Raw genomic sequence first — 24,236 nt, forward strand, 5'->3', positions numbered from 1 at the left:
GCTTTAGGCTTACAATATGTGACTATATTGTGCGTTCAGCTTGCTCGATGCAAGCAAGAAGTTCACCTTGTAAATAGTGACAGCCAACGACCATTAGTTCTTGCTGTGTTGCTTCATCGGCAACGCCATCTGCTATTACTTGGATGCCCATGTTATTTGCCACTAAGATGATTGATTCGACCAGTTTATGGTATTTGTAAGACATACTAAATGTATTGACTAACGCAGCATTTAGTTTAATAAAATCAAAATCATATTTAAATAGATGAGTAAGAGAACCCGACTCATTGCCAAAGTTGTCAAGTACTAGGGTGACACCCAGTGAGTGAAGTTTAGTGAGTACTGAGGGTAAGTATTTTGGAAACTTAGTTATGGCATGCTCTGATAATTCAATGACAAGCAAACTACTGTCTATTTCCGACCACTCAAGTTGTTGTAAGAGTGCTTCATAAGAGGTTTTATGTAATAAATGTTCGACGGATAAGGTCAAGCCCAGTTTATGTTCGGCCCAAGCCTTATTTTTTTTCCATGCTTTCAATTGTACAAAGGCCATTTCAATTAGGTGTTTGTTAATTGAATGTGTCAAACCGGTTTTACTTGCTAATTCCCAAAAAGCTGTACTTCGTATAGTCGTATGTTCATCGGGTAACCAAGCTATCGTATATTCATAGTACAACACGTCGTCGTCTGCAGCACTGACAACGGCTTGCAGATAGTATGAAAAGCGCTGTAGGCTGAAGGCTTTTCTGAATTTGTTCTCAAGGCCCACTTCTTCAATCAATTGGTTACGCATGCTGATGTCAAAGAAAACGAATCGGTTGCGCCCTAAATTTTTCGCTTGATACATCGCTGCATCTGCGTCTCGTAGGACTTGATCAGCGTTATCGTAACTAGTGTTAATATCCGCAATGCCGATACTGGCACCTGAATACATTTCCTTTCCGTCGATATAAAATGGGGCACTTACTGAGTCAACAATTCGTTGCGCGATTTGCTCAACATCTTTGTTACTTAGATAGCTATCTAACAATACAACAAATTCGTCACCGCCTAAACGGGCTAATAAGTCATGGCTGCGCTTGCACTCAGTGATGCGTTTTGCCACTTCAATCAAGAATTCGTCACCCGCATGATGACCTAGGGTATCATTAATTATTTTAAACCTATCTAAATCAATGAAAAGCAGGGCATAGTTGTAATCGTGGTGGCGGGCTTTACTGGCAATTGCTAGCTCAAGTCTGGCATTAAACATCACGCGGTTGGGTAGCCCAGTTAGACTGTCATGATGTGCCTCATGGATAAGTTTTAATTCTACTTCTTTGCGTTGTTCAATTTGTTTTTTCAAAAATTGATTGGATTGATTTAATTCTGCCGTTCTTTCTGTCACCATCTGACTTAACTGATGGTTATAACTCAGTAAGTCTTCCGACGCCTTTCTGCGTTCCATTGCGACGGCAATATGTTGAGATACAAAGCGTAATATTTCTAAATCATTTTCGGTATAGTTTTCAACCGCGCCATAAGTTTGCACTGCGATAACGCCTCGGACCTCATCATTGATAAAAAGAGGGGCCCCAAGCCATGAATTTCCTGTTTTTATCATCACATCGGCGGTACTACCTTCGACTTCTCCGGTACCTTTGAGAGCTAATATTGTGGCAGGATTTAGCAATACGGCCTGCTTCAATCGAATCACGTACTCAGTTAAGCCATTTTTGAGCTGGCGTTGTGTATTTGTATCGTTGTTAGATCCAACAAAGTAGGGAAAGGAAAGCACTTGCTTGCTGTCGTCTAATTCCGCTATATAGCAATTCGGTGCACGTAAAAGGCGTTTTAAGATCTCATGTATTTTTTCATAAAAAATGACAATATCACCGTCTGACGATGCAGATGTTTCACTGATTTCAAACAAGGCCTTTTGAAGTGACTCAACACGTTTTCGTTCGCTGACTTCTGCGGTGAGTTTTTCATTGATTATTTGAAGTTCTCGTGTCCTAGAATCAATGATTTGCTCTGTATATTCTCTGCGTTTAACGCGATCTACTGTGGTTACGATATGTCTGGAAATGAAGATAAGAATTTCTAAGTCATCTTGATTATATCTGACGGACTCATGATAGCTTTGTACTACCATCGCGCCCATTACTTCATCGTCGCGTGTTAGAGGTACACCAATTAAATCGACAGGTGGCGTCCCGAGTATTTCAAATCCCTTGTTCTGCGATATCGTTTGGTAATTTTCTTGTGTGAGGACAATGGGCACACCCGAGCTCAAAATGTGCGCAGTGACCCCATTTTTGATTTTCTCATAGGAAATTGATGACAGCACTTCCTCATCTAATTCATCGACAAAGTAGGCAAATTGTATCCGATCATCTACCTTTTCGTGAAAGGCGACATAAAAATTATCTGCCGCCATAAACGAGTGTACGACGTTATGAATTTCTGCATATAGAGAATCAAGGTTGACAACAGAGCTGGACAGTTCACTAATGTTAAATAGCGCTTTTTGGATGTTTTCCGCGCGTTTATAACGCTCTGTAAGCTGTTGAAGCTGCGGCACCATGGCGCGCAACTCCAATTCTGATAATTCACCAATTATTTCTGAATCCGCCATTTACAAGCTACCCTTGCTCGACATCTTTCGGCAGCTATTTGGCTTAGCTTAGATGCCTTCTATCATATACTCAATTGCTGATTTGATATCATCTTCAGTACAATCACCACAAGTACCCATTGGCGGCATTGCGTTAATTCCATCAACCGCGTTTTTCCATACGAGGTCGAAACCTTTTTCGTCTAAACGGGGTTGCCAATCAGCCGCTGCGTGTAATTTTGGCGCGCCAAGTACACCTGAACCATGACACGCAATGCATGCGCCATTGTATATGTCTTTACCAGACTTGGGTCCTGCCGCTGCAGCACTTTCATCCACTGCACCTGCAACTTTTACTTTACCTATGGGTTTGATGCGTTCAGCAATTTCTTCTTCAGTCATTTCCTGAGCAATAACTGTCGTCATGCCTAAACAGGCAATAAGTGCTGCAATGCTTACTTTGATTTTCACTCAATTCTCCCCGGATACCGGATTCAAAAATTAACTGCACAATTATAACCACATACACACGCAGCACAACTACTAGTTAAAACAAGCCGGAATATTGTGTAGATAGATGTGAACAAATTGATTTAAATGTTGTTTTTGCCAAAATCCACTGGCATCAATGGCATGATAATGTAAAATACGCCGCGCTTGGTCTATGCAAGCGATTCAAAATTGCACCCTTAGCTCAGCTGGATAGAGCGCGGCCCTCCGGAGGCCGAGGTCGCAGGTTCGACTCCTGCAGGGTGCGCCATTTTCACTATCCCATTGATTCAATTCAATAATTTTTCATTTCGTTAAATTACCTTAAAAACAATACGCTATGTAACTCCCTGATTTGATTAGGTTTTGGGTTCGAAATCCTTTTAGGTGTCATGAGGTTGCTTGAGGTAAGCATTTTAAATGCTCAACCTATTGCTGTAATCTCATGAATCACTGTTAGCTAATACTTGCTGGAGAAAAGGGAAAATTCAGATTAACTTCTATATGGACGAACCCGACCGTATTGAGTTTCATGAGTACATATTTAGTAGGGGCGGTTATATCATACCTAGTGTAGCCAAGACTAAGCCAGCGCCTATATACCAGTGTCCTTCCAGCATCCCAATCTCGTTCGACGATTTAGTCATTTTTAAGGAAGATATTTTTCCGAAAAGCAATTTTCTCGATTTGGAATGGTTTACTCCGTATCAAAATGGCTATTTTACTCATGGGCCTGGCATGCTTTACTCCCCCTCATGGCGAGATGAAAAAGGACTGCATCGGGGAAGGATATATATGGGTCTATTCAGTACTTTTAGTTTTCTTAAACCCAACGAAAAGCGAAAAGATGGTGTATATGAAAAATTCAAAGATGAGGAGAAAAAAGTTTTAAATTTTTACCAAGCTTGCTGCAGAAATATTCGCAAGAATTGCCGTAAGGATAATACTGGGTTTTATCACGGGGTTGGTAGCGACCTGCTTTCTGAAATAGGTGTGGAAAAATTACAGTTTTAAGCATTTTAAAACACACAAACTATGAATATAAATGATCTAGCATATGCATATGTCCAAGCTCTTCCTTTGAACGTTATCAGCTTAAAAGAGATTATTAATTGGGCTGATTCAATTATTGTAAAAGAGGATGAACCCAACATCGAAGTTATTGAATTGGCCGGAAGCACAAAAGGGAGTGAAACAATAGCTCAGCTGAGTTTATCGTCTAGCAGCTATGACGAAGAAGTCTCAATGCGAATATTTTTGTGGTCTGCATACGAGACAAGCCTCCATGGTTTCGAAGAGTTAACCTCTTACTGGGACGCTTTAGATTTGGCTAACAAGGGGATATATGGCAACCCAGAAGAAATTAAGGAAAATATGCTAAATCATTTGGATGCAAACAGAGTTTGATAAAAGTTTAAGTTTAAACCTTTTGTCTACTACTTAATTTTTGATTACTATTGGCTGAACCACATTATTAGTCTTGTCTCTTCTGAGTTGCCTAACCCCTTAATATAATCTGCTAGCTTATGGGCTTCAGCTGGCTTTCGGCCACTCTCATTAACGTTAGATATAAAATCTGAACAACTTATCCAATGCTCATCAAAAGCTTCATCACCAAATGACTTGTGCTCCTCTTTTATTTCTTCACAACAATCTAGGGGTATACCACGAAGGCTTTCTGCAAACCTTCCGCAAACGCCAAATAGCTCCCAAACTATTGGATCATATTCCAATGTATATAGGTTTAGGATAGTATTCGTTTATATACATCGAACTATTAAGCCAGTTTTCCTGTGGCCTTTCACTGTTGAAATAATCGTTCCTTATCATTGACAAAACTAACTGCCAGCCAATATCAGATTTCCTTTCTAAGATAACGGTAATATCGCGAGGCATAACACCTCTTATTTAGTTTGTTTGGTTAGATATTGCAGTCGCAGATTTTCTATTTCAAACTATTTTCCCAATAAGCCAGTTCTTCAAACAAAGAGTTCGAATTCTCTATGAGTTGGTGCGCTATTTTTATAATCCTTTGATTTTATTGTGTATTCTTATTTTCAGCATAAATTGGTGGAAAACTATTTTTAATTAACTTATTGATTCTAAAAACTTTTAAGTCCGAAGCCTTTTAGGTGTAAATTTTATACCGTTGCAAGATTAACTTAGTAGGCCTTAATGTTGCTGGCGATTTAAATACAAACTGTGAGGAATATTAAAGCGCAAAACAGCGAATAACTCCTTTCTGCGCTTGAAATACATCAACCAGTGCGTTTTTAAAATCTAACTACCTACAAAGCTTCCTTCTGCAAAACATAATACTTAGCAATAGAAACGCCATTCCAATATGCGGTTCATCGACATTAGTTATCTGGGTGTCGAATATTATGTTGTCGGTACTGTAAAGAGCATTGACATGGCTCAACCAGTACGAAAAATCACTAGAATTATTATGGTTACCGATCCAAAAGTCAGTAGTGCCGGAGGTAATTGAAGAGGAGTGGTCTCTGTTTCCAGGGCCATCAAGGTCTGCACCTGCACTAAACGAAACAAACTGATTTCTGAACAGTCTATATTGAATGGCGATATCACTCGCAGAAAATGTTACTCCCCCAAGAGTTAAGTCAAAATTAACTGGTGTTACATTGTGAGCAACGAAAAAAGAAAAGTGTTGCTCAGGATCTTGAATTAAAAAACTAAAAGAACCTGATATGAAATCTATTGGAGGGGGTATTTTCGGTCCATTAAGTGGACTGTCCTGAACGAAGCCAGAAGCTTCAAAATTTATGTCAACCCTCATCAAACCCGCATAAGATGAAAAGGACATAAGCCCAACTATCAAAAATAACAACGTTTTAAACATTTTGTATCCAATTACTTCATTCCATATTGAAGGATGAGCTAAAGCAAATTTTGATCCAATATTTAAAACTCTGCTACATAATGATTTTTTAATTACCTAGTTTCTTTTTGTAAAAAAATATGACACTTTTTCAAAAACATCCAGACTTATTCCTATTCAACATTTGAGAGTTAAAACTACTCTAATACACTTTCCCATTTAGCTAATTCTTCAAACAAACGGTTCGAACTTTCTAGGACTAGGTACGCCAATTTTCTATCTGTTTTAATGCCAACATCGAACACTTTTGGTGACCGTGCTCGCCTATGCTCAATGTGAGGCTGAATAATTGGCAATCGCTTTCCTTAATATTTTTAAGGCGGCATCAAAGTCATACTTTTCTAACTTTTTACTCGCACGCTTTAAATTAAACTGCAGATCAATGCAGTCTATTGATGCCGCTAATTCTTTCAAGAGATAACTCGCTTCTGTATCGGATTCATCGAGTAGTTGTTCTATTTTTCTCAATTGCCTATTGGTTTGCTCTTTATCTAAAATTGTAGGTGCTGTGGAATCTGGCTTGGCGTAAGCTTTGAGTGCGTGATTAATGTCATTTTCTAGCAACGTAAGGCTATTAAGCAAGTGGCTCAAGATTCCAGTGTGATCTATGTTTTGTTGGAGGGCTTCTTCAAGCGCGAATGCTTTGTTTGAAACCACGTCAGCGCCAATGCTCGCGGCGTTGCCTTTCAAGGTATGTGCAAGGCGCACTTGCGTTTTACGATCTTTTGAAGCATTAAAATCAGCTTCAAAATCGTGAATACTTTGATTGAAACTGAGCATCAGCTTTAAATACAAATCAGCGCTTTGTTCTGTCCTAGCTAAGCCTGCATTTGTGTTTATTCCCGGAATTTTAGGGAACGACGTGTTGATTGGTTCTTTTTTAGGTGAAACGCTAGGAGTAGAAGACGAAATCCACTTTGCAATTGTGTTAAACATATTATCGACGTTTATTGGTTTTGCTATGTGATCATTCATCCCTGCTTCAAGCACTTTTTCTTTATCGCCTATCATAGCGTTGGCAGTCATAGCAATGATTGGTAAATTTGTATTCCCAAGTGTTTTTCGAATGTATTGTGTCGCTTCAATCCCATCCATTACAGGCATTTGACAATCCATTAATACCAAGTCAAACGCGTTTTCCTGCACCATTTTTATTGCTTCTCGACCATTTCGTGCCAGGGTGGCCTCAATGCCATTAGATATCAGCAGTTCCATTGCTAGTACTTGATTCATTTCATTGTCTTCAACGAGCAGTACAGAAGTATTCCGTAATGAGTCAATCACTGCATTTAGTTGTGATGACCGTTTTTGTGCACGTTGATTTGGTACAGAAGAAAAATCCAATGCCACGAGTACTGCATCCAACAGTGACGATGCCGTAATGGGTTTAGTAAGAATTTTTGCTATTGGCAAGTTGCGGGCTTCATGGGCCAATTCATCTCGGCAAAACGCAGTGACAATTATTACTTTAGGGGTATGGTTTAATCCGAGTTCATTGATAGCGATTGTCGTTTTAATACCGTCCATATCCGGCATACTCCAATCCATCAGTACAAGTTCATAGGGTGCCGTATCGTCTGCAGATATAATCTTGTCGAGTCCTTGTCGACCATCATTTGCAGTATCAGCATGTATTTTAAAATGGTTGAGGGTATTGCAAAGAATTTTTCGCGCCGTAGCATTGTCATCAATGATCAATACACGGATGTCATTAATATCTTCAATTATTTTCTGTTGCTCAGTAGGCACCTCATGCTGCTTGTCAAAAGTAAGTGTAAATTGAAATGTGCTGCCGAAACCTAATTTACTTTTGAGTGATATCTCGCCATTTAGTAATTCAACTAAACTTTTTGAAATAACTAAACCGAGTCCTGTACCACCAAATTTTCTGGTAGTAGATGAATCAGCTTGCGAAAATGATTTAAAAAGCTGAGATTGTTGCTCATCGCTGATGCCTATGCCGGTATCAGTTACTTCGAACTGTAGGGTCGTATCTTTTAGTGTATCTGACAGACAAAAGACAGATACCACAACTTCACCGCCTGCCTGCGTAAACTTAACCGCATTATTTCCTAAGTTTGCTAGAATCTGCCCTAAACGAAGAGGGTCTCCAATCAAGTGAGTATTTATTTGGGGATCTACATAAAAATTGAGCTCAACTTGTGCCTCTTCGGCCTTATAAGCGATTAAATTGGCCAAGTGCTCCATAGTGTCTTCTAGCTGAAAGGGAACGGCCTCAACATCTAGCTTGCCTGCTTCTATCTTTGAAAAGTCTAGTAGGTCATTTATGATGCCCAATAGAGATTCTGCACTGCGATGCACTCGGTCAATAAAATTTCGCTGTTTTTCGTCAAGCGTTGTATTTAGTGCTAATTGACTCATTCCTAATATTGCATTCATGGGCGTTCTAATCTCGTGGCTCATGTTGGCAAGAAAGTCGGACTTGGCCCTATTTGCCGCGATTGCTTCATTCTTGACAATGTTAAGTTCTTTTTCGATTTCTTTTCTTTGCGTGATATCACGTATTGCGGCTGACACATAAATCCCATCCAAACCACTAAATGGGCTTAAACTAATTTCAACAGGAAATTCTTTGTTGTTTTTACGCTTGGCCCACAACTCCGCGCCAGCGCCCATTTGGCGAGCGTTAGGTTTTTGGAAAAAACCTTGTATATGCTGACCATGTTTTTGTTGAAATCGATGGGGGAGTAACAAATCGACAGACTGGTCAATCATTTCGCTAATGCTGTACCCAAACATTCGACATGTTTGATTGTTTACAAAGACTATCTTTCCATGCTGATCTATAACGATCATGCTATCAGGCGCTGATTCGAGCATTTGTTGATAGTGATGCTCGATTCTTATTCGTTCTGAAATATCAAATATCGAACCGTGCAATAATTCTACGGACGTATTATCGTCATCATTAAAACTTGCTTGTCCATTCTCTTGAACCCATTTAATAGTGCCATCGGCGCAATGAATTCGATATTCAACTGAAAATGTTTGTTTATTGGCAATACTTTTCAGTATTTCTCCAGAAAATTTATCTTTATCTTCTGTATGAATGATATCGATATAGTTTTTACGTTTACTTGGACCAAGAAAGTCTCCTATTGGATAGCCGCTTAAATCTTCGAAATAGTCACTGATATACAGCATTGTCCAGTTTTCATCCAATCTGCAACTATAAGAAACATTGGGAATTTTATTGAGTAATCTATAGAGATTTTTTTTGTCGCTATCACTCAATTCAAGCGCCGCAGATTTGTGTCTAATTTGATTGAATAAATATATGCAGTAGAGCGCAATACTTGCGGAAAAAAACAGAACGCCATAAAGAACGTCTATCACAACACCAATGGCTAGCGACAGACTAAAGAGCACTAATAGTAGGGCCAAAGCACGGACGAGATGACCGAGTTGTGAGGTGTTATTCATGGGCAGAGTGCTTTTCTGCGTGCTGCGATTGGACTTTGCGGATATCAGGTAGGCAGCTTAAGAATAGTTTGACTAACTCTGGGTCAAAGTGCGCTCCCGCGCCATCCTCAAGCAGTTTGATTGCGCGATCTTCAGGCCACGCTTCTTTATATGGTCTGGCTGTCGTTACGGCATCATATACATCGGCGATTGCCGCCATTCTTGCTGCTAAAGGAATGCTATCTCCGATGAGTCCTTTTGGATAGCCTGACCCATCCCATTTTTCATGGTGATACAGTGCAATATCAGTTGCCATACGAAGCAGTGGAAAATCATGATTCCCCAAAATCTTTGCGCCGTACTGACTGTGTAGCTTCATGATCTCCCATTCATCTTTATCCAGTTTTCCTGGCTTAAGCAATATGTTGTCAGGAATGCCTATTTTACCAATGTCATGCATGGGGGCTGCTAGATGCACTAGTTCGACCCATTCCTTGTTTGCGCCGTATCGTTCCGCCAAGAGTTTCGTAAATAGACTCATTCTAGTCACGTGTAAGGCGGTTTCGTTGTCTTTATATGCCGCCGCAATGCCCAGTCTTTGTATTATTTCTAAACGGGTTTTCTCAAGTTCGTGCGTACGCGACTTTACGAGCACTTCTAATTCACGGTGTTGATTCACAAGTGCCAATTGCGCCCTTACTCTGGCTTTTACTAACATGGGACTTATCGGTTTTGTTATGTAATCTACAGCACCAAGTTCAAAACCTAAGGCTTCGTCTTGCAATTCTGTTTTTGCAGAGATAAACATGACTGGGATATGCATCGTTAAAGGGTCAGATTTTAGCTTTCTGCACACTTCGTATCCGTTCATATCCGGCATCATAATATCCAGCAATATTATGTCGGGTTTGTTATTTGAACGGGATACTTTTAACGCTTGCTGCCCATTGGTCGCGGCCTTTACTCTATATTCTTGATTAAGAATATTTTTTATTAATTCGATATTGTCAGGAGTGTCATCTACTACTAAAACTGTCGCTTTACCCATTGAGCTTTGCAACTATTGGTTACTTTCGATGTAATAAGAAGTGTAGACCAAAAAATTACATTTGTAGAAAATATTAGAAAGACGCATTCTAACGGTTCATTTAGGCGTGTTTATATGATGCTGCGTGACTTTGCAGCTCCGTTACAGCATACTTTCTGCATTCTTATTGCGCATACATTGGATTTTTAGTTTTTATGGCACTTACCGAATCTACCATGCTTGATTTACACAGTCCGGCCCCTGATTTTTGTTTACCCAATACTAGTGGTGGTATTACGTCATTGAGTGATTTTGATGAAGACAAATTGCTAGTCGTATTGTTTATTTGCAATCATTGCCCTTACGTCATTCATATCGCACCCGCCCTATCTGCATTAGCAAAAAAATACCAAGACAAGGGCGTCGGCTTCGTCGCGATAAACAGCAATGACGTCGACATGTATCCGGCTGATAATTTTGATGCGATGAAAAAAGAACGTGAATTGCGTGGTTACAGTTTCCCTTACTTACTTGACGAGTCTCAAGCGGTAGCAAAGGCATACAATGCCGCGTGTACGCCCGACATATATGTGTTTAATGCATCTCGTAAGCTTGCTTATCGCGGGCAATTTGATGCTTCACGTCCTCATCGTATTTCTTCAGGCAATTATGATTCATCAAAAGCGCAAGCGTCGGGCGACGCTTTAGCGTCTGCGCTCGACAAACTATTAACTGACGGCAGTATTGAAGAAAATCAGATCCCGTCCATGGGGTGTAACATTAAATGGAAAGCAGGCAATACGCCTGACTATTTTGCTTAACGGGTTTAATCAAGTTCGCTGTTAAGCTTACGCCGATACTCTTCTAACTTGCGTTTTATCATGGGCCCTGAAGGTTTATACTCTAGGGCCTTAGCCATTAAATCTTCGGCAATTTTTGTATCAATCTTTTCCATCGATATGGCGAGTTGTCTAAGCGTGTCTGCAATTTCGTGTTTCTTTTCTTTTATTACCGGCTGCAAGAATTCCTTTCGCGCCGCGACTACTTCACAAATTGTCACGTTCTTTGTTATTCGTTCTATTAATTTGATGTCTTCTATTGGACTATTTTTTATATTGTCGAGAGTGGCGATAAAACGTTTCTTGATAAATGTTCTTGCCGTTTTTAATGGCACTTCGAGTTTATTGTCCTGAATAAACTGCAATAGCCCTTGTCGATACTGCTTGCAATCCGCCTCGGGGTAGGAAATCACTTCTTGCTCATTGTTCGCGAAACAATACCCGCTTCGATTGGTTTTCAGCCGATTTAAGCCTTTCTGGTTTTGTCGCGCAGCGCCACGTGAAAGTAAGGAGATATATTCCATTTGGCTACGATTCATTCGGTGTAAAATAAATGAATCTCTTGCTATTGCTGTTCTCAAGTCTTCAGGAAGATAGCCCACGGGTCCTTTAAAATCTGCCAGCTCCCATGACTTACCGTCCCCTAACACATGATGATTCTTGTTTGTTTTAATATTGTGTATTTCAACATGCTTAACTTTTATGTGTGTTGAAAACAGTGTTTTTACCCATTCAGACGTGGCGCCTACTTGTTGCGTGTCATATATATCGCAAAATTCCGTCTCGTTATGTTTATTAAACCAATTTAAGCAAAGTACTTTGGGGTGTCCCAGTTGTTTAAGGCGTTCTTTTACGGATACAAATTTGTGTTTGTTTGCCCAAAATTCGTCAATATCTAGAAACATCAAATAATCGAATATGTTCTTATCAATGGATTTGTAGGCGTGCTCATAAACGGTACGTTGCGGGTTTTTATTGCCTTCATAAAAAAATTCGTTGCCGTCTATAAATTGTACCCTTGATTCATCCTTTAAACACTCAGCAAGCTCCCAAGTATTATCTGAGGTATGGTTTACATATATATCGACTGAATCGAAATCGCTTTTTAGGTGGTGGTAAATCCATTCAGGTAAATACGCCGCTTCGTCTTTTGCAATTGCAACAAGTTTGATTTTTATTGGTTTATTTTTCTTAAACAAAGACAACATCTAAGCAATTTCTCATGAAGTACGGCAGAAGGTGTAGTGCCAAAAAATGAATGTAGGTAATATAAATGAATTTGAGTAAGGTGTAAGTAAAATATGACACCAAAGACGGTGTATTTTACAACATGGGCAATGCTTAATCATCTTAAGACTTCATTATTGTTCTCATGTATACTCCGCTGATTATTGTCTTCTACGTTATAAGTTAGTGTTACATGTCAGGTAAATTGGAAGCTCAAGTTCGCAGTGGGCATTTCGACGCAGGTATGGGAACAATCCCGTCTCGCAATATAGATGTAATTATTCATATAGGTTTACCCAAAACAGGGTCGTCCGCCATCCAAAAATTATGTTTGGAGAACAAAGCAGTATTGGCTGAGCATAGTTACTGCTACCCAAAACATGCCATTGATAAAAACGGGGTTTCTGGGGGGCACTCAAGCTTATTCAAAACACTGAGAGATGATGGCGTTGATGCGTTTCGACAAAGTCTTAATACATTATTAATAAAGGCAAAACAGAAAAATCAAATCTTGTTGCTCTCAAGTGAGGGCTTATCACAAAACCCAGAGGAGCTTCATGAGGCAACAAAGGGGCTTAATGTGATTATTATTGCTTTTTTTAGGCACCCGGTTGAAGCATTCTTTTCTGCGTATAACCAAATGGTAAAACGACACTTTTTTACTAAGAAAATTGATGACTATGCCGAGCGTGCGATAAGAAATGTACAACCATTTTTATCTGGACGGCATTTGTTTGATTGGCAGCAGTTGTTTGCAGAAAACTTTATTCTTTTCCCTTATTTGTCCAGTGATAAAATTGAGCATAATGTTGTTCATAAGTTTTTCTCCTGTCTTGGGATACAACCTGCCCGTTTCCCAAGTGATACTTTTGTCGCTCGTATAAATAGCGGCTATTGCCTCGCTGCACTAAAGTTAAAACGTTTGATGAACCTCGTGCTTACTGAAAAAGACGAACGTATCAATTTACGATTAGATTTATTTTTCCAGCGGATTTCAGATGCTCAGACGTATGACGCGTCGTCTTCCGACAGCCTTATCAGTGAAGACGCATATGACAGACTGTGTAAAAAATTTCAAGCGGATATCACTGAGCTTGAATCTGCCTTTGCAATTGATATGTGTTTTAAGCCATCGCAATGCAATAAAAGTGTATCTTCGTTAAAGATAAGTGCAGAAATGATAGAAATCATGCGCTTATTCATTAGTGAAGAGAACACACTGTATAAAAGGTTAAGAAAGCGTATTTTAGCCAAAACGTGGTTCAGTGATGACGCAGACCACAAACAACTATGTGAATTGTTTGATTGCCATTATGTGTTACAAGCCAGAGAAAAGAACGTATTTTTTACTGACAAAGAGCTCGGAAAAATGGCAAGGTTCGATAGAGTTGATTTCTTACGTGAAACTGCCCGTTTGCTAATGCAACGAGGTGATTATAAAAATGCAATGTTGTTGATTAGCGAAGCCAAACGGCTACGTGCAGGTGGCCCTGTGATTAAACGCTTATACTCACAAATACAAAAACTCAATGAAAGCTAAGATTAAGACGTTCAAATAAATAGCATTTAATTTGCGAACTTTTTACGGTATTGCCCCGGCGCAAGTGACACGGATTTTTTAAAACGCTTTGAAAAATTAAACACGTCACTATAGCCTACTTGCTCACCTATTTGTTCTATTGACCAGTTAGATTGCGTCAATAGATATTTAGCCCGCTCCATACGTAAATGTATTAAATACTGAAGTGGGCTTTTCCCAAAATTTTGCTGGAACAATCGATGTAAATGCGGCGGCGAATAGTTAGCAATATTTGACATTGCATCTACTGTCCAATTGTAGTGCAGTCGTTGCTCTAGTGCTTGCTGGAGCTGCCAAATGCGCTGAGACTCTTGTGAACGAGTTGGGTGTACTTGCAAGCTTTTCGCAATATATGCATCTAGATGTTCAAAAGCTGGGCGTTGCAAACTGGCTTCAGATTCGTAGTAAATCATGCTGAGTAAATGATAAATCTGTTGATTTACTTCACAAAATTCTGCGTCTGGACGCCCATTAATCGATGCATTCCATTTGTCATCTTCATCTAGGTGAAACCATACCATGTCTAAATGCTTTGCCTTTAACTCCATAATAAACGGCTTGTGTGCGGGCAGGGTGACAAGGTGGCTTTTACTTACCGTTTGATGTCCATCCTTTGTCTTTAAATCTAATTCACCGTCGATGATATATATAAGGGCATGCCATTGTGGATTTGACCTTGCAACTTTGTAATTTCCTTTAAGGTTTGACACACCAGACAGCGAACTCTTAAGCAAACTTAACTGTGGCGTTTTGTCACAATCGACAAAACGCTCGTCACATTCCGGACCAATTTCGAGTGTATCTAACCATTCATTTTGAGTAAGCATGGAATTATAAATGATAGTAATGGATAAAAAATATGATAGCTTAAAACATAACCAATTGGAAATAATGTGCGTAAACTTGCCGCAACTTTTCGAAGAAGCCTAAAACATAAAAAAGGCCTTCTGCGAAAACTGAAAGTAATGAACTATTAAGGTGAATATTATGACAACTATTGAAATACTTGGTTTTACATCGGCATTTTTGACGACCTTTTCATTTTTGCCACAAGCTATTCAGGTGATCAAAACACGTGATACCGCTTCGTTGTCATTGGCTATGTATAGCATTTTTACAGTGGGTGTTGCTGGTTGGTTAGCATATGGAATATTTAAACAAGATAGTGCAGTGATAGTTGCGAACATGGTTACATTGTTGTTATCAGCTTGTATATTATCGATGAAGTTGTATAACGACTTTGCTACAAAAAAGACCGAAAATTCACAGGAATTGGATGATAGCGCACTAGCATTGCAAGATAAGTGTTGTACACACGAGTGTATTAGCTAACCATCTACTTATTTATGGTACGCGGATAAACAATGCCATAAAAAAGCAGGCCTTAATTTGGCCTGCAAATTTTTAAGCCTTCCTCAATCTTTATAACTTCTATCTGCAAATCCCCTTTCTGCAACAGTACTGAATCTTCCTATTAAAATGTGATCAAATTGTTACGTTTTGTAGCGGAAATTAAGCTGACACCCATTCTGACAACTGTTAACATTATTTTGACATGGACTAATCGCCCACGCGTTTGGTTTCGTAAACGGTGTATGAGTTAAGTCGGTATCTATCTAAATGCAAACAAATAACGGTGAGACAAAAAAAATCCTAATTGTCGGTGGTGGCACGGCAGGCTGGATGGCAGCAAATTTGTTTGCTAAAAAGCTCATAAATAAAGGGTTTGAAATTAGCTTACTAGAATCTAGCGACATTCCTACGGTAGGTGTTGGTGAAGGCTCTACACCATATATTAAGCGATTTTTTGATGCGTTGGATATCGAAGAAAGTGAATGGATGTCGGCTTGCTGTGCTACTTACAAAGGCGGGATTACATTTGCTGATTGGTCGACGATTCCGGGGCATACGAGTTATTTCCATCCGTTTTTGAGCAGTGTCGACGGTGAATGCTTTAACGTCTTCAGACAAGTCACTACATTGCGCCATCATGGTTACGAAGTAAATGCGCATCCAAATGACTATTTTTTACAAACAGAGTTGGTAAAACAAAAACGTTTACCTTTGTCCTTGGATAAACAAAAATCTGACACCATTTATGCCTATCATTTTGATGCATCCAAGTTGGGCGAATACCTTAAAAAACATGCGGCCAGCCTTGGTGTAAAGCACATAGTCGACAGTGTAACTCAAGTGAAATTAGCGCCATCTGGTGATATCTCTCATGTAGAGACTAAAAAGAATGGATTGGTTGAAGCAGACATTTTTGTAGATTGTACGGGGTTTAGTGCTTTATTGATTCAAAAAACACTCGGTGTACCTTTTACGATTTTTAAAGACAATTTGTATAATGATGCTGCAGTAGCTATCCCTTCTGCGCCTAAATCACAATATTCGCCACAAACTGTTGCGACGGCAATGAGCAACGGTTGGCGCTGGGATATTCCCTTGACTACGCGCAATGGCAATGGCTATGTGTATAGTAGCGATTTTCAATCTGCTGACGACGCGGAAGCCGAATTACGGCGTAGTCTTGGTGACAGCATATTGACTGATGCATCAGCCCGGCACATCAAGATGCGTGTGGGCCGCACCACTAAGCACTGGCATAAAAACTGTGTGGCGATAGGCTTGTCTCAAGGTTTTATTGAACCACTAGAAGCAACCGCCTTACATATTGTCCAATTAAGCATCGAACAATTTATTGAGCAATACGAAAAGGGGGATTATTCACCTAAATATCAAGGCTTTTACAACGACGGTGTCAATCTTGTGTTTGAGCATATTAGAGATTACATTGTCTTGCACTACTTGACGAATAGTCGCCAAAATTCTAACTATTGGTTGGCATGCCGCAATGACATAAAAATTTCTGATTCACTGCAGGCAATTATGGAAGTGTGGTGTCAAGGGGGCGATTTAGATGCTGAGCTCAAGCGGCAACAAATTACGCAATATTATTCTTCGATGTCATGGCATGTATTATTGTCTGGGGTTGGTGTTTTTCCCTCTGGCGCTGCAAAACAATTGCAAAAACATGCCGCGGCAGATGACGCGCTTAAGCAAATACGACAGCAGCTAAAAGAGCACGCACGTTTTTTTCCAATCAATGAAGGCATTTTTAATCAAGCAGTTGTGTGAATACACACTACATAAAAACGTAACTTATACAATTATTAGAGAAGTAAACAACATAATGAAAAAACTAAGAAATTTATTACTATCAGCCGCCTTAATTGGCCTATCCAACAGTGCAGCATTTGCGACTGAAGTACAAATCCAAACAGTACTTGGTAATATTAATGTCGCCCTTTTTGATGAGCAAACGCCAGAAACCGTCGATAACTTTCTGCTTTATGTAAATTCCGGCACTTACGTAAATAGCATTTTTCATCGCTCGGTGCCTGGGTTTGTTGTTCAAGGTGGTGGGTTTACGGCGAATAGTATAGAGCGTCCACTCGCTATTGAAACAAATCCAGCTGTACAAAATGAACCGCGCTTTTCGAATGTGCGCGGTACTATTGCGATGGCAAAGTTAGACGGTGATCCAAATAGTGCAACATCTCAGTGGTTTATCAATTTAGACAATAATAGTATTAGTTTAGATGCCAACAACGGTGGTTTCACTGTATTTGGGCAAGTGCTTGGAGATGGCATGGCTGTAGTTGATGCAATTGCTAATTTACCTATTCTACAGAACGGAGGTGTTTTCAATGAAATACCTGTGCGCGACTATACTCAAGCTGATGCTAATGCTGGTAGACAACCTGATAATGAAAATTACATTATTGTTACAGACATCATCATCGTAAACGATGCGGAAGATTCTAATCCCGAAGTAAACCCTGTTGTTAATACAAGAATAAACCCGCCTTCAACTCCGCCATCCAATGGCGGTGACTCTGGTGGTTCTTCAGGCGGCGGCAGCGTGCCGTTTTGGGGATTGTTTGCTTTATTCTCTATTGCCTACTTTAGGCGCTTGTCCAAATAAACAGTTGATTGCGATGACCTTTTGACGAAAGCTAAGATTTAAGTGATATCAAGCAGGCACATGTGGCCTGCTTTTTCATTTTATACGCCAGCAACATTGAATATCGTAAAGCTCTCGTGTTACTTGTCTAAACTCTTTAATACATCCTTAGTTAACAGCGAAACTTGTTTTCGCATTTGCTTAACTGCATTGGCATAACCTGCACTTTCCAGCGCAGTTTTGTAGTAAAAACGCGTTATTTTGTTCTCTGAATTCCCTGAGTTTTGCTCTGTGTAACCCGATAACAGTATGTCTCCGCCATCGGTTGGATAAAAATGTTCAATATGTACTGTAATGCTTGTGCAAGTTTGACATTTATTTACGGCATAAAATTTACTGTTTGCTTGGTTTACATCACTAATTATCGCGCGCTTAATAGCAGCATCTAAGTTGTCTGCCCAACTATGATAATTTGCACGCACAAAGCTATGATCTTGACTTTGCATTATTAAATGATCCCCACTTAAGTAGCGTGGCAGCTTAACCGCTGCAATGTTAACCGGAGTGAGATTACTCGCATGCTCAGTTGTTTGTGGTAAGGGATTTGCGTCAAAAATATAGTAAGTAACGTTTTCTTCTATATGGGGGGATGATGTGCACCCAAAAAGCCACAATGACAGCATTGAAAACATGCATATTTTAAGGCACCTTAAGGTGAGTTGCCTACGCATTATTTTTCTCCTTCTTGAGATGCCATACTTTTAGGCTTTGGCTCCCTGTCGGGGCCGGCGCTTTCGCCAAATATCAATGAACTTGGCTTATTCGTTATTTCTTTTACCAAGGGTCTGACATCATTTAACGTTGCTTCGAGCTGAACGATAGCGTCTTGCAATGATAGGTAGATATCTGAGTTGGGCTGCACACCTTTTAGTGTGGTTTGTAATTCTTGCAGCGTGTTTTCTAAGGCAAGTAAAGTTGTATCCGCGCGCTTGATAGTATTTTCAGCAGTATTGATTGCGCTACCCGCTGATTGAATCGTTTTATCTGCACTATCAATCAGCGTGTTTACCTTATCTACGGTATCGTTTAACGGTAAAGTATTTAGTGTGGCTAATATGCTATCCAATTGTTGAGTAATACTTTCGAAACCACCAATGGTCGCAGGAATAATAGGAAACTTACCAAAATATTCTACGTCTGTTTTAGGTTCGTCACCAGGAGACAAGGCAATTTTAAGGCTGCCAGTGACCAAATTAGCACTCTCAACAAACGCCGTTAAGCCTTCTTTAATCCAGTTGTCAAATACCTGTTTGAAATCTGCGAGGGAGCCAAGCTGATTCCCTAGAAGTCGTTCTGGCTCAATACGCACGACGACGGGAATGCGTTCTTCGTTGCCGTATCCTGCTATTTCTGCGATTTGTAAAAATTGCATATATGGCTCACTAACGGTACCAACTCTAATGCCTCGGTATTCAACGGGGGCGCCTTTATATAAACCACTGACTGAGTCTTCTACTAGAATGACATACTCAATAAAGGCGTAATCTTTTTCTTCTTCAATACTCTCAAGGCTATCGTACACGGTAAATAAATGGTTTTGTGGTACGCCTTTACCGGGTACTTCGCCATCGGGTAGTCCAAATTCAACGCCACCATTAAAGAGTGCGTCAAGCGATGCTACGTCAAAACTCACGCCTTCCGCTGTCATCGATAAGCGAAATCCACTGACGTTCCAAAAGGCCGTATTTGCTGTAATTAAGTTGTGATAAGGCGCGTTAATAAAGATATCGTAATGCGCTTCTTCTTCCAAATCGTCATAAGACTTAGACTCTACTGCCCCTACTTCAAAGCCTTGATAAAGCACCGGATTACCAATGTTGAGTGTTTCACTGCCTCTAGAAACTAGTCGTAAATGCAGTCCATCGGCATTGCTTGGCGTGACAGGCGGGTTTTCTAGGCCGACAAAATTATACTTTTCGATAAAAGACTTGCCCGGCGATAATTCGATATATGCACCAGACAATAGCGTACTGATACCTGTAATTCCGCGGGCACCAATACGTGGTCGAACGACCCAAAATTGACTGTCTTCAACAATAAAGGCCTCCATGTCTTTTTGGACTTCAATATCGACTAATATATGCGTTTTTTCCTCATTAAAGCCAACACGTTTTACCATGCCAATATCTACATTGCGGCTTTTTAGCACCGTTTTACCTGCTTCTAAGCCTTCTGCGGTCTCAAACATGACTTGAATGAGTATGCCGCGATTTTGCCAATCGTTATATACCATACCGATACCAATGAGCACGGCAATCATTGGCAATAACCATATCTTGGAAATCTTGGTTTTTTCGCGTTTTTGTGGTGGCACACCGTTATTTGACGTGGTGTTTTGGCTGCTTTGCGGTTCTGTCATTTTTTTATAGCTTTATCCCATAATATACGCGTATCAAACATTAATGCGCTTAGCATAGTGAGTAACACTACACCAGCAAAGGCAGAGGCCGCAATACCTACCTGAATTGACATAAGTCCTGTCAATTGAATTAAAGCAACCAATATTGCAACAACATATACGTCAACCATCGACCATTTGCCAATGAATTCGGTAATTCTATAGAGTCGCGTCAATTCATATTTATCTATATTTTGACGACATGTCGCTGCATAACACAACCAAGCTAGCGCAAACATTTTTGCCAAAGGTACTATTATGCTGGCAATAAAAATGACCGCAGCAATAAAGTAAGAGCCATGTGATAAAAAGAGGACAACCCCCCCAATAATCGTACTAGGTGAGCGATCACCTAAGACTTCTGTCGTCATGATAGGGTAAATATTGGCTGGAATATACAATAGAAAACTTGTGATCAGTAAACTCAATGTTATTTGCACGCTGCGCTGCACCCTTGGACTTATTTGGGCATTGCAGTACTGACAATGTTGCTCACGACTATCTGTTAGATGATGGCATAGTCGGCAGTTTGTTAAACCCGCTTCAGCTGCGCTGCCTTGCGCATATTTGTCGGTAGTATTTTCCTTACTGCTGTCAATTGGTGTAGGGCTCACCATTTGTCTCCTTGCGCTATCCATTGCCAAAGCCTATGACTGTCTACGATGGACGCAACGTAAGTAAATAAGGTCGCAAAAATCACATATGCCCAAAACGAAATTTCGAGGGTAACGTCGGCCATAGAGACAATTTTTATTAATGCGACAAGTACGCTAATTAAGAATACTTCGGTCATTGCCCAAGGGAGAATACTGCTCGCTATGCGACCAAGCAGGTGGGTCGAAATAAAGTGCAGTTTGTATTGCGTGTTTACAATAATCAGTGACAAGCATAGCAAATATAAGATTGGCAAGATGATGATGAATGACAAGACCAATAACGCAACAAAATAATACCCCTGCGCGAATAATTCGGAAGAGGCTTGGAATAAGTTAATGTCTCGTTGTTGGCCATTTGCCGAGAACGAGATAAAAGAAAAACTTAGCGCAATGACCATTACGATAATCGCGGTAATAGAAACCGCTACGACGTGGTGCTTAGGGTTTCTGTGGCCAACTGCCAAGGTGTGATTGCAGCGCGGGCAAACCAAGGCAGTACGATGTGGAATATGCGCAGGCATATCTATAAGTAAATCACATTCAGCGCATGCGTAGTTGTATTGACAGTCGTCTGAGTGAGCCATAGTTATCATTGCTATTTGCAGAAGCCCTTTACAATAAGGTTCACGGGATTAATTTGCAAATTATCCTTATTAGTCGGTTATATTGTTAAATCAGTGTAAAAACAGATGTCATATATAGCTAGGCAGGTATACCATATACCTATGGGTCTGCGCGACACAAACAGACATGCCTGTAAGCTGTTTTATAAGTAGACTCTGCATCCCATAAAAATATTTCAAAAAACTAAGGAAATCACCATGTTTGAAGATGTCGAAAAATACTCAGAACAAATACTCCAATACGCCGTGGAATACGGTGGACAAGCGTTAATGGCGCTATTGGTGCTTATCGTAGGTTTGTGGGTTATTGCACGCATCAGTAAAGTCGCTGGAGCCGCATTTGCCAAAGGTCTGAAGGACGACACATTAACAACCTTTTTGACTGGGGCGATTGAAATACTCCTCAAAGTCTTATTGGTGATCAGTGTTGCGTCAATGGTGGGGATTGAAACGACCTCCTTTATCGCTGTGCTTGGTGCCGCAGGTCTAGCGGTAGGTATGGCCTTGCAAGGCAGTTTGTCTAATTTTGCGGGGGGCGTAATGTTACTTATTTTCCGTCCAATCCGGGTTGGCGACTATGTAGAGGCACAAGGTGAAAGTGGTACGGTTATCGAGATGGGTATTTTTGTTACCGTATTAGAAACCTTTGATAAACGTATTATCATCATTCCAAATGGCCCATTGTCTAACGGTAATTTAACTAACTATACGAAAAGCCCAACCAGAGCGGTTGAGGTAACCTTTGGTATCAGCTATGACGACGATATGAAAGCGGCTAGAGATGCATTATTGGCTTTATTAAATAGTGATGAGCGTGTATTGAAAGAAGAAGGGAATGTGGTTGCTGTATCTGAGTTAGGTGATAGCTCAGTCAATATATTCTATCGAGCGTTTGTGAAAACAGATGATTATTGGGCATATTACTTTGACATTCACGAGCAGGGTAAGTTGGCATTAGAGAAAGCTGGCTGCACAATTCCTTTCCCTCAACGCGATGTTCATTTGTATTCAGAACAAGCATAATTTTTATAAACGCAAATGACGTCTCCGTTTGGAGGCGTCAGTTTAAGGTTTTTTCAGGTTTTTCGCGCTCACCACCATATACCATACGCCTTACACCGTGTAAGGTGTGGGTAGAACTTTGTGGAAAATTTATCACATAATGCAAGAAAACCACGTCTAGATCATAAAAACGTCATTCAGGTTTGTATACATTTACGCTTACTTAATATAAATGATACGCAAATTTGGGTGACAACAAATGACATCTTCTCGATTAGCGGCTTTACTGGCGCGATTTAAACAATGTAACGAACTTGATACATCCGCACTTGATGCGATTTCTGAGATCTTAGATGCCGCAGAAAATAGACAAGGTGCTGAATATGCATCGTCAGTGACTAATGTCGCCTTTTTTGACGCGAAACCTTATGACAAACAATCATTTGAATCACTTGAGGCTAATGAGTTTTCTTTCCGCTATATCCAGGCACCGTTGAGTAAAGAAACGGCCGGCCTTGCCAAAGGGTGCTCGGTTGTCTGTATTTTTGTGAACGACTGTTGTGATGAGGATGTGGTAAAGCAACTCGTTCAGCTAGGTGTTAAGTGTATTGCGCTTCGATGTGCAGGGTTTAACAATGTTGATCTCATTGCCTGCAAATCATACAACATGCAAGTTGTTCGTGTACCTGCCTATTCACCTCATGCTGTTGCAGAGCATGCCGTTGCACTAATGTTAATGCTTAATCGACAGTTGCATCGTGCATATCTGCGTAACCGTTCAGGTCAATTTGTGCTAGATGGCTTGGTTGGTTTTGACATGTTTAACAAAAAAATTGGGGTTATTGGTACGGGTAAAATAGGTCAATGTGTCATCGACATATTGCTCGGTTTTGGCTGCAATATTTTAGCGTATGACACGTTCCCCAGTGCGTCACTGCAACTGCATGAACGTGTGCATTACCTGCCAATGGAAGCACTGCTGTCGCAAGCTGACATAGTGACACTTCATGCACCCTTAACAAAAGAAAGCCAGCACTTAATTAATGACGCCAGTATCTCGAAAATGAAAAAGGGCGCGATGATAATTAATACCAGTCGCGGCGGGCTTATTGATAGTAAGGCCCTGATTCGAGGGCTGAAAACGCAACACATTGGTGCGGCAGGTTTAGATGTATACGAAGAAGAAGAGGGTATATTTTTTAATGATATCTCTAATCAGGTGTTAGATGATGATGTGCTTGCTCGCCTAATGAGTTTCAATAATGTGGTAATCACTTCTCATCAAGCATTTTTAACTCAAGAAGCATTGTCGAATATCGCTGAAACAACACTGTTTAATCTCAGGCAATACGCAAAGGGCAAGCTTAACGGCGATTTACTAAATAGCATTGTCAGCGGCTAAAAAAACGACAAAGAGTGATGTTAAATAAATGTTTCATCATTATATC

The 24,236-nt window shown here is 40.2% G+C and carries 22 protein-coding genes and 1 tRNA gene; 10 read left to right on the forward strand and 13 right to left on the reverse strand.

The features are described 5' to 3' along the window. Window positions 1-22: 22 nt before the first annotated feature. Together QQK00_RS00185 and QQK00_RS00190 are read right to left on the reverse strand one after the other, a co-directional pair. Window positions 23-2,617 carry a sensor domain-containing phosphodiesterase gene (locus QQK00_RS00185; protein WP_284215456.1) on the reverse strand — a complete coding sequence of 865 codons (2,595 nt, stop codon included), beginning with the start codon at window positions 2,615-2,617 and terminating at the stop codon, window positions 23-25. A 48-nt stretch (window positions 2,618-2,665) separates the two neighbouring features. Continuing rightward, on the reverse strand, window positions 2,666-3,022 hold the full coding sequence (locus QQK00_RS00190; RefSeq protein ID WP_284215510.1) for a c-type cytochrome: 357 nt from the start codon (window positions 3,020-3,022) through the stop codon (window positions 2,666-2,668). A gap of 257 nt (window positions 3,023-3,279) precedes the next feature. Here QQK00_RS00190 and QQK00_RS00195 point away from each other — a divergent pair. The 3 genes from QQK00_RS00195 to QQK00_RS00205 all read left to right on the forward strand — a co-directional run bounded on the left by QQK00_RS00195 (window position 3,280) and on the right by QQK00_RS00205 (window position 4,492). After that, window positions 3,280-3,356: transfer RNA gene (locus QQK00_RS00195), tRNA-Arg, on the forward strand. A 233-nt stretch (window positions 3,357-3,589) separates the two neighbouring features. Next, window positions 3,590-4,099 (forward strand): hypothetical protein, encoded by a 510-nt coding sequence (locus QQK00_RS00200; RefSeq protein ID WP_284215457.1) that lies wholly within the window; start codon window positions 3,590-3,592, stop codon window positions 4,097-4,099. 21 nt (window positions 4,100-4,120) lie between these two features. Next, a complete protein-coding gene (locus tag QQK00_RS00205) occupies window positions 4,121-4,492 on the forward strand; it encodes a hypothetical protein (RefSeq protein ID WP_284215458.1) in 372 nt (123 codons plus the stop codon). A gap of 47 nt (window positions 4,493-4,539) precedes the next feature. Here the strand turns inward: QQK00_RS00205 and QQK00_RS00210 are convergent, their stop codons facing one another. The 5 genes from QQK00_RS00210 to QQK00_RS00230 all read right to left on the reverse strand — a co-directional run bounded on the left by QQK00_RS00210 (window position 4,540) and on the right by QQK00_RS00230 (window position 10,455). Beyond that, window positions 4,540-4,818: a hypothetical protein gene (locus tag QQK00_RS00210; RefSeq protein ID WP_284215459.1), complete on the reverse strand. Its 279-nt coding sequence runs from the start codon at window positions 4,816-4,818 to the stop codon at window positions 4,540-4,542. A gap of 551 nt (window positions 4,819-5,369) precedes the next feature. Continuing rightward, window positions 5,370-5,882 (reverse strand): hypothetical protein, encoded by a 513-nt coding sequence (locus QQK00_RS00215; protein WP_284215460.1) that lies wholly within the window; start codon window positions 5,880-5,882, stop codon window positions 5,370-5,372. Window positions 5,883-6,121: 239 nt separating this feature from the next. Then, a complete protein-coding gene (locus tag QQK00_RS00220) occupies window positions 6,122-6,280 on the reverse strand; it encodes a hypothetical protein (RefSeq protein WP_284215461.1) in 159 nt (52 codons plus the stop codon). After that, window positions 6,255-9,428: a response regulator gene (locus QQK00_RS00225; RefSeq protein WP_284215462.1), complete on the reverse strand. Its 3,174-nt coding sequence runs from the start codon at window positions 9,426-9,428 to the stop codon at window positions 6,255-6,257. The genes QQK00_RS00220 and QQK00_RS00225 overlap by 26 nt, the downstream gene beginning before the upstream one ends. After that, on the reverse strand, window positions 9,421-10,455 hold the full coding sequence (locus tag QQK00_RS00230; RefSeq protein WP_284215463.1) for an HD domain-containing phosphohydrolase: 1,035 nt from the start codon (window positions 10,453-10,455) through the stop codon (window positions 9,421-9,423). Before QQK00_RS00230 ends, QQK00_RS00225 begins: the two co-directional genes overlap by 8 nt. A 194-nt stretch (window positions 10,456-10,649) precedes the next feature. Between QQK00_RS00230 and QQK00_RS00235 the strand changes: the two genes are divergently transcribed. After that, a complete protein-coding gene (locus QQK00_RS00235; protein ID WP_284215464.1) occupies window positions 10,650-11,255 on the forward strand; it encodes a thioredoxin family protein in 606 nt (201 codons plus the stop codon). 5 nt (window positions 11,256-11,260) lie between these two features. Here the strand turns inward: QQK00_RS00235 and QQK00_RS00240 are convergent, their stop codons facing one another. After that, window positions 11,261-12,481, reverse strand: a complete 1,221-nt coding sequence (locus QQK00_RS00240) for a glycosyltransferase family 2 protein (RefSeq protein ID WP_284215465.1) — start codon at window positions 12,479-12,481, stop codon at window positions 11,261-11,263. Window positions 12,482-12,693: 212 nt separating this feature from the next. Here QQK00_RS00240 and QQK00_RS00245 point away from each other — a divergent pair, with 212 nt between their 5' ends. Further along, window positions 12,694-14,040, forward strand: coding sequence for a hypothetical protein (locus QQK00_RS00245; protein WP_284215466.1), 1,347 nt, complete (start codon window positions 12,694-12,696; stop codon window positions 14,038-14,040). A gap of 26 nt (window positions 14,041-14,066) precedes the next feature. Here the strand turns inward: QQK00_RS00245 and QQK00_RS00250 are convergent, their stop codons facing one another. Beyond that, window positions 14,067-14,906, reverse strand: a complete 840-nt coding sequence (locus tag QQK00_RS00250; protein ID WP_284215467.1) for an AraC family transcriptional regulator — start codon at window positions 14,904-14,906, stop codon at window positions 14,067-14,069. Window positions 14,907-15,066: 160 nt separating this feature from the next. On the opposite strand from QQK00_RS00250, the gene QQK00_RS00255 reads away from it, so the two are divergent. The 3 genes from QQK00_RS00255 (at window position 15,067) to QQK00_RS00265 (ending at window position 18,070) form a co-directional block, all read left to right on the forward strand. Continuing rightward, complete coding sequence (locus QQK00_RS00255) at window positions 15,067-15,411, forward strand: SemiSWEET family sugar transporter (RefSeq protein WP_284215468.1); 345 nt, start codon at window positions 15,067-15,069, stop codon at window positions 15,409-15,411. Window positions 15,412-15,699: 288 nt separating this feature from the next. Then, window positions 15,700-17,220 (forward strand): tryptophan halogenase family protein, encoded by a 1,521-nt coding sequence (locus tag QQK00_RS00260; RefSeq protein WP_284215469.1) that lies wholly within the window; start codon window positions 15,700-15,702, stop codon window positions 17,218-17,220. Between the two features lie 55 nt (window positions 17,221-17,275). Further along, window positions 17,276-18,070, forward strand: a complete 795-nt coding sequence (locus QQK00_RS00265) for a peptidylprolyl isomerase (protein ID WP_348521131.1) — start codon at window positions 17,276-17,278, stop codon at window positions 18,068-18,070. Window positions 18,071-18,189: 119 nt separating this feature from the next. Here QQK00_RS00265 and QQK00_RS00270 read toward each other — a convergent pair whose 3' ends face one another. Genes QQK00_RS00270 through QQK00_RS00285 form a run of 4 tightly spaced genes read right to left on the reverse strand, consistent with a single transcriptional unit; the run spans window position 18,190 to window position 21,747 of the window. Beyond that, window positions 18,190-18,780: a PqiC family protein gene (locus QQK00_RS00270; RefSeq protein ID WP_284215470.1), complete on the reverse strand. Its 591-nt coding sequence runs from the start codon at window positions 18,778-18,780 to the stop codon at window positions 18,190-18,192. After that, window positions 18,780-20,468 carry an intermembrane transport protein PqiB gene (gene pqiB / locus QQK00_RS00275; RefSeq protein WP_284215471.1) on the reverse strand — a complete coding sequence of 563 codons (1,689 nt, stop codon included), beginning with the start codon at window positions 20,466-20,468 and terminating at the stop codon, window positions 18,780-18,782. The genes QQK00_RS00270 and pqiB overlap by 1 nt, the downstream gene beginning before the upstream one ends. Further along, window positions 20,465-21,145: a paraquat-inducible protein A gene (locus QQK00_RS00280; protein WP_284215472.1), complete on the reverse strand. Its 681-nt coding sequence runs from the start codon at window positions 21,143-21,145 to the stop codon at window positions 20,465-20,467. Before QQK00_RS00280 ends, pqiB begins: the two co-directional genes overlap by 4 nt. Further along, window positions 21,118-21,747 carry a paraquat-inducible protein A gene (locus QQK00_RS00285; protein WP_284215473.1) on the reverse strand — a complete coding sequence of 210 codons (630 nt, stop codon included), beginning with the start codon at window positions 21,745-21,747 and terminating at the stop codon, window positions 21,118-21,120. The genes QQK00_RS00280 and QQK00_RS00285 overlap by 28 nt, the downstream gene beginning before the upstream one ends. Before the next feature lie 237 nt (window positions 21,748-21,984). Here QQK00_RS00285 and QQK00_RS00290 point away from each other — a divergent pair, with 237 nt between their 5' ends. Together QQK00_RS00290 and QQK00_RS00295 are read left to right on the forward strand one after the other, a co-directional pair. Further along, window positions 21,985-22,809: a mechanosensitive ion channel family protein gene (locus QQK00_RS00290; RefSeq protein WP_284215474.1), complete on the forward strand. Its 825-nt coding sequence runs from the start codon at window positions 21,985-21,987 to the stop codon at window positions 22,807-22,809. A gap of 238 nt (window positions 22,810-23,047) precedes the next feature. Continuing rightward, window positions 23,048-24,190, forward strand: a complete 1,143-nt coding sequence (locus QQK00_RS00295) for a 2-hydroxyacid dehydrogenase (protein WP_284215475.1) — start codon at window positions 23,048-23,050, stop codon at window positions 24,188-24,190. Window positions 24,191-24,236 lie beyond the last annotated feature (46 nt).

The sequence above is a fragment of the Agaribacter marinus genome (assembly GCF_030160655.1).
Lineage (GTDB): Bacteria > Pseudomonadota > Gammaproteobacteria > Enterobacterales > Alteromonadaceae > Glaciecola > Glaciecola marina.